This window comes from Clostridium sp. YIM B02500 (assembly GCF_022324665.1).
GTDB classification, from domain to species: domain Bacteria; phylum Bacillota; class Clostridia; order Clostridiales; family Clostridiaceae; genus Clostridium; species Clostridium beijerinckii.
On record NZ_JAKGTE010000064.1, the window covers coordinates 1 to 11,469 of the forward strand.

Here is an 11,469-nt window from a genome sequence, read left to right on the forward strand (position 1 = left end):
ATCTTAGCTTACTCAAATAAAAATTGCTGGTTTACTTAAATGTATTTATGTTATTCTGTTCAATTTTCAAAGATCTTGTTGCCTTCAAGCAACTCATTTAGTTTATCATCATCCAAAATCAATGTCAACACTTTTTTTTAATTTCTAGCATTTTTCATCAACTCTCGTGACAACAAAACCTATTATATCATCATATTTATTACTCATGTTTTATTTTGCACTATTTTAAGATAAATATTCTTTATTTTCTCTCTTTTTCTTTTTATTACTCATTTATCAACACAGCGACACGCATGGATATGTTTAACTATACTTTTTATTTATTCACATTAATTAGTGCCGCTATGTCATGATTTCAATATTCAGTTTTTATTTTTCTTTTACCATATTCCAACTCTATCTTCTGGTCTTACATACATTTTATCTCCTTCTTTTATATTGTAAGTTTTATAAAAATCCTCAAATTGAGATAAAACTGCATTTACCCTTACCTTTTTAGGTGCATGTGGATCGTTATTTAATAAATACTCTTTTAATTCATTCGTTGATATTTCTCTCCATACTGTCGCGTAGTTTTCAAATAAATCCTTTAGATTAGGATCTTCCATTTTTTTTGCAATATCTAAAACACAAGCCATACCACCTAAATCACTTATATTTTCTCCTACGGTTAATATTCCATTTACATTCTTTTCATTCCCCATATTTATATTAGAATAATAATCCACCACCTTTTTACTCCTGTTTGTAAATTCCTTATAGTCATTTTGATTCCACCAATTTTTTAATTTACCAGTTTCATCAAATTGAGCACCTGTATTATCGAACGCATGAGTAAGTTCGTGTCCAATAACAACTCCAATTCCCCCAAGGTTTTTTTCTTTTTTTGCATTTTTATCGTAAAATGGTGCTTGCAATATTCCTGCAGGAAATACAATTTCATTATTTAAAGCATTGTAGTAGGCATTTACAGTACAAGGCCCCATGTTCCATTCATCTTTATCAACCTCATGATTTAACTTGGAAAACTGTTTTTTACTTTGAGATGTATATATACTTATTAGGTTATCAACTAATGATCCTCCTTCACCATAGGAATTTATTACTACATCACTATAGTCATTCCACTTTTCAGGATAACCCACTTTAACATTGACATTTTCCAATTTTCTGAGCGCCTTCTCTTTAGTTGATTTACTCATCCAAGTATTGCTTTGTAGTCTATCTTCAAAGTTTTCAATTATCTCTTTTGACATTTTTTCTACATCGTTCTTCGATTCATCATCAAAATGTTTATTTACGTACAATTTACTTATAATCTCATTCAATTGTCCACTAACAAATTTCACCCCTGAGCCTTCATCTAATTCCGAACATTCTACTCCATAAAGCACTTTTCTTAATTCATTACACGCCTCTCTATGTTTAGATGTTAAATAATTATCTGTGTTCATTAATACATTGGTTTTAAAATATGTTTTTATATTTTCCAAATTATCTTCGCTAATAATTGAATTTACTAACTTTAATTCTTCTGGGTTTTCCACTATTATTTTCTTTGGATTATTAATATTTAATTTATTTAATAATCCAGGTATATCTGCATTAGGTATTAACTTATTTAATTCTTTTACTGTATATAAATTATAAGAATTCTGTATTCGGTTTTCATCTTTAGCTTCCTCCTCATAAGAAGGTATCTTTTTAGCAAATTCATTCTCAATATTAAAAAAAGTTTCCGCATTTTTCCTTGCTACATCTTCATTTTCTCCATATAGCATATGTAATTTAGCTATATAATTTATATATATCTGTTTTATTTTTTGACTCTTCTCGCTAGTATCCTTATAGTAAAACGAATTTCCTAATCCAAGATTACTTCTAGAAACATATAAAACATTAATGTTACTATTCTTATAGTCTGGACCGACGCCTAAGTTTATTAGAGGTTGAAAATATGAGAATTCATCATCCTTCAATATGGCTTTAAGATCATTCGTATCCTTAATTTCATTTATTTGATTCATATATTTCACTAAAGGTTTTGTCCCTAATTCATCTCTTTTTTTCATATCTAGATAGTTGTTATATAAGTTTAAAACTTTTAACTCATCGCTATTCTTATCATAATTGTCTTTATTTTTTTGTATATCTGATATTATATTAAGAATATCTCCATTAACTCTCCCACATACTTCCTCAAATGTTCCATAGGAGATGTATCCATCATCAAGCTTTACCTTTGATAACCATTCCTTATTTACTGCATTATAAAAATCATCCTCTATCCTAGCATCACTATATGATTCTATACTATTACTGTTTAGAACACTTATTATATTAAATTCCGAGCTATATGGAGTATTATTTAATGAAGTTGATATACTTAAAAATAATACTAATATTATTGATGTAATTTTCTTAAGTGTAATTTTTCTCATACGTCTCTCTCCTCCTTAGTATTTTAATTGTAATTATCTATTTAATAACGATTCCAATCGTTTCACCTAAAGTTAGCCTAATACTATTATTTAATTTATTGCTATAAATAATTCATGTTTTTAAAATAAACAGAAAAAACCATCTTGAAATATCTATTTATTTCAAGATGGTTTTTGAATTATTACTCTTCGTAAATATATTATTTTTAAGATACGACTCCTGAAATTATAATTCCTATAGAAATCATAAAACCAGCTATAACTATAGCAACTGCAATATTTTTCTCCTTTAATTCTTGATTAAAATCAATCTTAGTTAGTACTTTATCAAAAAAGCAGTATCCGAAAATCAGCAATATAATACCTATCAATCCAAAAATAATACTAACTACAATATTGTTTACAATACCAGTCATAAATCTCTCCTCCTTATTACTATTTAAATAATTAGCCTTAGCTCATATTCTTCTATAATTGTATATTTTTAATATTGCACTAATCAAATTTAAAGCCTATATTAACACTCAATGTATGTAGCAACATACATTGCATTTTTATCAGTTATAAAATCTCCCATTCTAGTAAATACTCCTGATGGTATATCACCTGTTATATATGTACCTATTACAGGAAACAAGTATTTGCTTTCCTCTTTCATTGTTGAATAAATATTTGAATATAACGGTTTAATATTTATTCTATCTTGAAACACTATATCATCTAATTCTTTACTCATTTCATCATAACTTAACATAACACCTGCTCCTTCCCTTGAAAGATATGGCTTGGTTACATAATCAAAAGAAAGAACATTATCAGGCTCTAAGCATGTATATGGTATATATTTCAAAACAAACTCCTCATCATCACGTGAAAAGAATTTTTTTCTAACAAGCTCATGAATAACTGCGAATAGAGCCTTTGATTGAGTTATAAGTGTATGTCCAGGATTTATCAAGTACTGTCCCGAACTTAAAGGATCAATTAGTTTTTTCATTTCATCTTCATAAGAAAACCAGTCCAATGGATAATGCCTATAAATGGCATCAATTTCATTCCCATAGAGATAAATTTTATTGTTATTTACTTTCAAATCATATATATTTCCAAAAATCACACTATACTCATTCAATTCCTTTAATATTTCAGCTATTAAATTGCTTGTATATATATCCTCATAATACCAAGAAGTTACAACAGCAATATTTTTAACTTTCTTTATTTTCTTAAGTTCTTCTAATATATTAAAAAATGATTTTTTTATATGCTCCTTGAGATTTACATTAGGGTTTTGATATTGGATATTAAGTTTTTCTTTAATTATAGAATTTAATCCAATTGCTTCAACTAAACCTGCAGGTGTCTCAGAATTAAATTCTAAAATTTTCAAACTTCCATCATTATCAATAGCAAAATCAATTCTTCCTAATGCACAAAGTGATGTAGCACATGAAGTTGAAACTAATTTATAAAGTTCTTCTGGTATACCTAGTATAGGCCCGAAAAGTTCTATTTCTTTTTGTATATATGGATATATTTTTTTTAAAATCTCACAAAACTTACTACTTACTGAAAGCATTTCTTTATAGGCACATTCTTTTAAAATTAGTGAGTTCAATGATATGTATTCATAAATATTTGTGTAAGCTCCTGTGAAATTATATTTAAATACACTTTCATCTATTATTTCATTCCAAATTTCTTTTCTATTTTTAGGATTAAATTCCTTTATATAAACCGGGAAATTTTCAACTCCTATTGGGCACATCCATGTGTAATCATCATTAGTTAGAAGTTCTCTACTCCATCTAACCAAAAGTCCCTCTACTTTATAATCCATTATATAAATACCAAAGTTTCCAAAGGCCAAAACTGGAATATTCATATTATTATTCCCAGGCGCATAAGTATATTCTTGTCTAATATTTATCAACTTCTGCTTTACATGTACTTTATTGCTTTTAGATACAGTTTTAATTTTATTTTCCCACATTTCTTGTGTATAAAGCTTACCTATGTAAACCTCTTGACTATATCGACCCAAGGACGATTTAACAACATAGCTGTCCTTATTGATTATTACATCTTGTATATCATCCTGATTTAGTATTTCTGTGTACGGAATACATTTTGTAATTATTTCTTTATCCCTAATTGAAAGAAGCTTTGAATCAGATTTAACCAGATTCCATAAATAAGCGAAGAAGCCTTTTGCCTGAATAGCAATTACTCTAGGATCGTTAATTAACAATAGATTCCCACAATCAACACAATTCAATATTTCACTTATATTAGAAATTTCATAAAAAAATTCTGTAGGAAACAATCTTAAAATTATTTTAAGCTTAAAATTAGAATATGCATAAACATATCCATCTCTTACAGATAAATTATTAGGTCCAACCTGTACTATGTTAATATTAGTATCTTTCAAAATATGTTTAAAGTAATAACTGTGATGTAATTCTTCATAATGACACGGATCCATCAAAAATCCCACATCTATTTTTTCTTTCTCCATCTCATATTCTTTACATATTTTTAATAATTCTTTAACTACATTATTTATAAAACTAACATTTATATTTCCATCAAAACTACATTTACCTGCTAAATCAATTTCTTTTTGACCACAAGGTTTATCATAATTAAATTCTGCAAAATAAATATCCCCATCAACGTCTCTAAAAGTATCATATCTGGCCCAAAACATCGGAGACATTGGGCATTTCAAGCTAAATATTTTTTCTTTAAACATGAAATCATCAAAATAATTCAATAACTCACTATGCCCTTCCTTAATGTTCTTAAGTACATTTAATGAAATTCTATTTATTTCTTCACTATAAAACACCATTTTTTCATAAGTTGATTTATCAAAATAAAACGGTATTTGCGAGTGAACATACTCTTCACCTAAAGAACTCACCATATAGTTATTAAATAAAACATCTTCAGTATAATTAATCTGTTTTTCCATAGAGTAATCCACATCCTAAATAATTTCTTTACATACATAAAGATACTTAAAATTTTAATTATCTTATCGCTTATGCTAACTTGATGAACTTCCGCCCTTTGATCCAGAGTATCCTGATGATTTACCAACTGACGAATCTGATATGCTAGCTTTGCTCTTGCTAGAAGAGTCACTATTTATAGATGAACCACTGCTAAAACTATTCCACCCTCCAACGTGCCCACCGCCACTATAATTAGAACCATTTCCATCTTGGTCTTCGTCATCTTCTTTTTGAGGGTTGTAACAGCCTGTAAATCCAAGCGGTCCACTTACAAAAAATGCAGCAGCTACCGCAATGGATAATGCTTTCCTCTTATTTTTCTTTACTATCTGCTTGAAATCTTTCATTATCCCCTCACCTTTATCACTTCTACTTCTATATCCTCATTTATAAAATTTATATAATCCTGTAAGTCATCTTTAATCTTATTTATAGTCAAAATAGTTATTTTAGTGTATCCAAGAATTTTTAGTATATCCGCACTTGGAAGATCATCATCACTTATTCCATATTGATTATTCAATTTATCTTTCAAGTCATCACTCTTCCAATTATCATTATACCTATCATACGGTATCAGCATAATGAACTTTTCAGTACTTATTTTCTTTAAATTCAAACCATTATTTATCAATTTATTAATATTCTCTTTTGTCCCTATTATTCCAAATGGATGGAATAATAAATTAATATTTAGAATCGGTTTTATAAAATATTCATTATTTAATAAAAACGCTAAATTTAAAATCTCATCAATAGGTAAATCAACAATCAAAAAATTATTCTCGCTGCAGTTTTCCACTATTATATTCAATGCACCTTGATTGCATTGACATGTATTTTCTTCTTTTAATATGAAATTATCATAGGTTTGAAGTGAAACAAATGGTGTACTTCTGAAGAACCCTTGAAATGGCCCTAAATTTGACTTCCATATTGTATACACCTTTCTTAAATCTATATCTTGTAGATACATATAATCCTACCTTTCATATGTTACTGCATAAATTCCACATAAAGATATACACTGCTTAAATCCCTCTTGAGTTATAAAGACTAAGTGACTATCTGTGGATTCACTTTCACATATTTCCCCCATAATGGTAATTTCCGGATTAGAATTTTGCCAAGAATTAAAATTTGAATAAATATTGATTTCTCTAGCATACGATAAAAAACCATATGAAAGTTTATAAACAATCGCAAAGTTGTTTCTCAACGAAAGTATTTGCCTATACTTCTTGAAGTCTTCCAATGTATCAATAACTAAAACTCCATTGTATATAGAATTCACCTCGCCCTCCAAGGTCTCAGTTGGTTTATCATCAAACCACTCATTATAAGTCCTATAAATAAAAATCTCCATTATTTACTCCTCATTTACTTTATAATACTAAATAAATATTACTCATATCTATCATCACTTACATGTCGTGCTCTGCACAGATCATTACGCAAATTTACAAATTTAATAATATATATCTGAAAACTCAATACTTATCTTTTCTACTTTACTTTCATATAAACGTCCATCTGATGATAGTTTATCTTCAACAAATCTAACAGGCAACTTGACTACAAATTCGCTTCCTTTTCCAAATTCACTAAAAGCCTTAATATCTCCATTATGCATATCTACAATAGATTTTACAAGGGATAGCCCTATACCACTGCCCTGGCTATTGCGCGCAAGTGTTTTGTCTATTTGTCCAAATCTTTCAAAAATCATATTTAGTTTATCCTTCGGCATTCCAACGCCATTATCTTTAACAGATATTACAATATTATCTTTTTTATCATACATATTAACCAATATCTGTCCTCCTTTATCAGTAAATTTAATAGCATTAGATAATAAGTTTAACATTATCCTTTCAATTTTATCCAAATCGATTGCCATATCCTTTTCTTCCACATCTGTATCAAATATTAAGTCAATCCCCTTATTATTTGCATAATCTGCAACTGATAATGTTATATCTTCAATGACACTTACAACATTATAGTTTTGGAGATTCATTTTAAAGTATCCAGAATCAAACTTTGATATGTCAATAAGATTATTTACAAGTCTTACAAGCCTATAGCAATTTTGTTTCATTGTTTTTAAGTATTTACCTGATTCTAACTTATTTTTATCATTGCCTGACAATGATAAGATCTGAACAGCACCCAGAAGTACATTCAATGGTGTTTTAAGTTCATGGGATATATTAGAAAAGAATTCTGTCATCATCTTATTAAGTTCTGTAGCCTTACTTATCAATTTTTTGTTTTCCTCGATGTTACTTTCTAAAAGTTGTATTTGCCTTCTTGAGGTAATATCCCTAAGCATGACCATAGCAGAAGGTTGTCCTTTATACATACAAAAGCTATTTGTAACTTCAATGTCCACAATTTTCCTATCAAGTCTCAATAGCTTGCTTTCAACAAATGGTGTACTTAATTTATTACATATAGCATTATCTATTCTTCTATAAACTGCACCTTTAGCTTCATCTGTAATTATTTTCTCAATATCTATTCCTATGATTTCTTCAACCTTTTCCGCTCCCAAGAGTTCAGCCATTTTCTTGTTCGCAAATATAAACTTATTATTACTAATAACAAAAATTGCATTGTCAGAGTTGTTTATTATCATATTAAGACATTCTTCATTATTAAATATTATTTCTTCAAATAATTTCGCTTTATTATCAGCCGTATATAAATCACTATTCATAAGATTATATGGCTTTCTAAGTCCCGTCTCTACAACTCCTTTGTATAAAAAATATGCAGCCAAAATCATTATAGTATGTCCTATTATAGTGGTAAATTCTGACGGAACTACATAACTTACAAAAAACATTTCGCATATTCCAGATAATATAAGAAAACATTCAAAGCATACAAATAAATACTTATCAATATTTTTTCCGAATATAAAAAATACAGTAGCAATTATTAAAAATGCAGTACACAATACATATTCACTAACTATTTTGAAGGAGGTCAACCCCACATTTTCCACATAGCAATCTGGAAAAACTTTAAATATACATATTGACGATATCAAAAATACTGTTATGCAAAAATAAGCAATGAATAATGCATACGGATTTACATTCCTTTGTGGGCTTATTTTAAATATTATTGCAATCAAGCATGTAAAAGCACCCATGTATCTTGAAGCAATCCAAAATTGAGTTGCTATCTTTAATCCATCCATACTGCTTAAAAAGGGCATTCCAGTATAAGTAAGCGTATGGAATATTCCTAGTACTGCTACAAAAAAGTATCCAATTCCCAATATTAATAAAAAGTTGTTCTTATTAATTCTATAAGTATTAAAAGAAAATACAAATACTACTGCAAAAATAAAATTAATAAATAACTCAATTCCAGTATGAAAAAATAAATTACTATAGTTGTTCATAATGATCAGAAATGCCATAAAAATAAAAAAAAAGCTCCATTCTATCAACAACTCAAATTTGATAGATTTTGAAAGCCTTCTAATTCCTCCTGTACTCACAATGTGTACCTCCTTATAAACGTTTCTTAATAAAATTATCTTTAGATTTGTTTAATCATCTCACTATTCTTTATTTTACTACTTATACATAAATATGTAAATGTATTCGTTGCTATAAGAAAGCTCTAAGAGCTTTATAACTTCTTTTAAAAAGTTATATATAGGCTCTAATCATAAAACATCTCATGAATATCATATTCTTCACAATAACTCTATATACTGTAAACTTTATAAGTTAGAGCCTATATACATTTTTATTAAACTTCCTATAAATATATCCTTTTATTAGCTTTCATTTTTTGCATACCATTTTCTTATGATTTCAACACTTTCATCACTTGGATAATACTTTTTATCATCACTAGTTTCACCTATTGCAAATATAGAGAATCCAAGATTCCAAGATTCATTTTCAAAGACACTTCTATATGCTTCAAAGCAATTTGCCTGTTCCTTATTATTTACAATATTAGAGATCAACGGATTATGTGGTTGAACAGAAGCCTTATTAGTTCTTGGAAAACCTAATTCTCCAAAGAAAATTGGCTTATTCCATTTATCATAGAAGTTTTTTACTTCCTGCTTTATATTTTGTTTTCTATCATATATTTGGGTACGCTCTAATGAACTTATTAAATTTTCTACAGTATTAGTATCATTAGAAGTAAGTTCAAAATAAGATGCTATAGAAATGAAATCTACCTTTGAAAATATTTTATTATTTAATTTTTCATTATACTTATCTGTAAATTCTGGTGAGAAATCTTTCGCTGTAACCCAAAAATTTGTTCTATAAGTTAATAAACCTTTGTAGCGATCTCTAACATAATCAACCATATCACACATTTTCTGCTCATTAGATTCCATATACACAAAACTAGTCCCTATGTTTAATGCATCAACATGGTATGGTATAGCTATATCTTTAATTAAATTTCCCAAAACATTATTAGTCCAGTTATTAAAAAACTCATCTATATTATTTGGTTTCCATTCTGTTTCTCCTGTACTTCCGTTCTCAATCCATGGATAAGGTTCTAATATTATATTTATTTTCTTCCATCTTAATTTTTCAAATAATTCAATAGCCCTCTTTTCACTTCCTTTATCTATTGTCATATTACTAGAAGTTCTACTATCTATATTTATAACTACTGGAACATTTAAAGTATTCAACTGCAATTTATCTATATCTTTAAGTACTTGATCTATATTATAGTCAGTTGATAAATTCCCAGATTTAATTTTTGTTTGAAATTTTGAATTTAATGTTTTTCCCTCTATTTTATTAATCATCTCATTAATAAATCCTCTTGACTCTATGTTAATGTTATAAGCATAAAAAGCAAATGTAATCATACTTAAAGTAATAAATATTAATACTCCTCTTTTAGTCATTTTACCACCTACTCTATCGGTTAATCGTATATTATTTCCATACACATTCATTACTCAGTTTTCGTATTTCTTGAATTACTTTTCCAAAAATTTCAATAACAAGGAAAACTCTACATTATATTAATAATGCTAAGACTTTAATCTCTAAATATATTGACATAACTTTTTTAAATTATTTCATTATTATTCCCCCAAATAGGGGTGATTAAAAATTTATTGTCTCACTATAGAATTTTTCATAAATTCGTGCACCACAATCTTATCCACAACGAAAAAAAATATAATTACTAACAATAATATAAGTAATATATGTTTAAAATTAATTTTATTTTTCATATCACTATTCACCTCACAAATATATGAATAATATACTTTAATTATATACTTATTTATGTATACCATCCATAATCATCTAAATTATAGTGTGAATTATATGCTTTAATTAATATCATACTTATATTCTTTTAACTGCTCTGTCTTATGATAACCGCATGACTTATGCTCATAGCAATGACTACGGCAGGTAAATAAAAAAAAAGGTGCACTGACAACCCATACACCAATAAATAATATTAAGCTTTTGAAATACTAAACTTATGCCTTTTTAATTTACTATTCTTAAATCACATCTTATATAAGCTCTTAATTCTTTGCAATACATCTTGCGTGTAATCACATTCCATTTGCATATCCTTGTTAATTACTATCTCTATGACAAACCAAGGCTTTATTATATGCTATATTGTTACTTTCTGATATTGTGTAATTGTCTAATAATCTTGGAGACACTATAATATTTATCGTTAGCCTCCGTAATCATTGGTAAATCTATTTTGTTTGGCCGCAACAAAAAACACCAACGCTCTAAATTTCTTTAGGCCGCTGGTATTCCTCATGCTTGGTACACTTGGTGGGATTCGAACCCACGACTTCTGGATTCGAAGTCCAACGCTCTATCCAACTGAACTACAAGTGCATATTAATTTTTATATAAATAAAAACAACTGAAATCAGTTGTTTTTTGGAGCGGGTAGTGGGAATCGAACCCACCTTTCCAGCTTGGAAGGCTGGAGTATTACCGATATACGAT

8 protein-coding genes and 1 tRNA gene are annotated in these 11,469 nt (G+C 28.0%); all 9 read right to left on the bottom strand.

Annotated features, from left to right (window positions below):
* Nucleotides 1–380: 380 nt before the first annotated feature.
* Nucleotides 381–2,441 (bottom strand): M13 family metallopeptidase, encoded by a 2,061-nt coding sequence (locus tag L1S46_RS25865; protein ID WP_238901384.1) that lies wholly within the window; start codon nucleotides 2,439–2,441, stop codon nucleotides 381–383.
* Nucleotides 2,442–2,647: 206 nt separating this feature from the next.
* Nucleotides 2,648–2,857 carry a DUF350 domain-containing protein gene (locus L1S46_RS25870; RefSeq protein ID WP_023975999.1) on the bottom strand — a complete coding sequence of 70 codons (210 nt, stop codon included), beginning with the start codon at nucleotides 2,855–2,857 and terminating at the stop codon, nucleotides 2,648–2,650.
* Between the two features lie 101 nt (nucleotides 2,858–2,958).
* A complete protein-coding gene (locus L1S46_RS25875) occupies nucleotides 2,959–5,421 on the bottom strand; it encodes a glutathionylspermidine synthase family protein (RefSeq protein ID WP_238901386.1) in 2,463 nt (820 codons plus the stop codon).
* Nucleotides 5,422–5,496: 75 nt separating this feature from the next.
* Nucleotides 5,497–5,811 (bottom strand): hypothetical protein, encoded by a 315-nt coding sequence (locus tag L1S46_RS25880; protein WP_011967713.1) that lies wholly within the window; start codon nucleotides 5,809–5,811, stop codon nucleotides 5,497–5,499.
* Entirely contained in the window at nucleotides 5,811–6,440 is a 630-nt protein-coding gene (locus L1S46_RS25885; RefSeq protein ID WP_238901388.1) for a normocyte-binding protein, read from the bottom strand. Before L1S46_RS25885 ends, L1S46_RS25880 begins: the two co-directional genes overlap by 1 nt.
* A 6-nt stretch (nucleotides 6,441–6,446) precedes the next feature.
* A complete protein-coding gene (locus L1S46_RS25890) occupies nucleotides 6,447–6,830 on the bottom strand; it encodes a hypothetical protein (protein WP_238901390.1) in 384 nt (127 codons plus the stop codon).
* Between the two features lie 102 nt (nucleotides 6,831–6,932).
* Nucleotides 6,933–8,981 (bottom strand): MASE3 domain-containing protein, encoded by a 2,049-nt coding sequence (locus L1S46_RS25895; RefSeq protein WP_238901392.1) that lies wholly within the window; start codon nucleotides 8,979–8,981, stop codon nucleotides 6,933–6,935.
* Between the two features lie 285 nt (nucleotides 8,982–9,266).
* A complete protein-coding gene (locus L1S46_RS25900) occupies nucleotides 9,267–10,379 on the bottom strand; it encodes a hydrolase (protein ID WP_238901394.1) in 1,113 nt (370 codons plus the stop codon).
* A gap of 899 nt (nucleotides 10,380–11,278) precedes the next feature.
* A tRNA-Arg gene (locus L1S46_RS25905) sits at nucleotides 11,279–11,355 on the bottom strand.
* Between the last annotated feature and the right edge of the window lie 114 nt (nucleotides 11,356–11,469).

Coding starts and splice junctions, on each gene's coding strand:
- L1S46_RS25865 (WP_238901384.1), bottom strand. CDS start 2,441: ATGAGAAAAATTACACTTAAGAAAATTACATCAATAATATTAGTATTA.
- L1S46_RS25870 (WP_023975999.1), bottom strand. CDS start 2,857: ATGACTGGTATTGTAAACAATATTGTAGTTAGTATTATTTTTGGATTG.
- L1S46_RS25875 (WP_238901386.1), bottom strand. CDS start 5,421: ATGGAAAAACAGATTAATTATACTGAAGATGTTTTATTTAATAACTAT.
- L1S46_RS25880 (WP_011967713.1), bottom strand. CDS start 5,811: ATGAAAGATTTCAAGCAGATAGTAAAGAAAAATAAGAGGAAAGCATTA.
- L1S46_RS25885 (WP_238901388.1), bottom strand. CDS start 6,440: ATGTATCTACAAGATATAGATTTAAGAAAGGTGTATACAATATGGAAG.
- L1S46_RS25890 (WP_238901390.1), bottom strand. CDS start 6,830: ATGGAGATTTTTATTTATAGGACTTATAATGAGTGGTTTGATGATAAA.
- L1S46_RS25900 (WP_238901394.1), bottom strand. CDS start 10,379: ATGACTAAAAGAGGAGTATTAATATTTATTACTTTAAGTATGATTACA.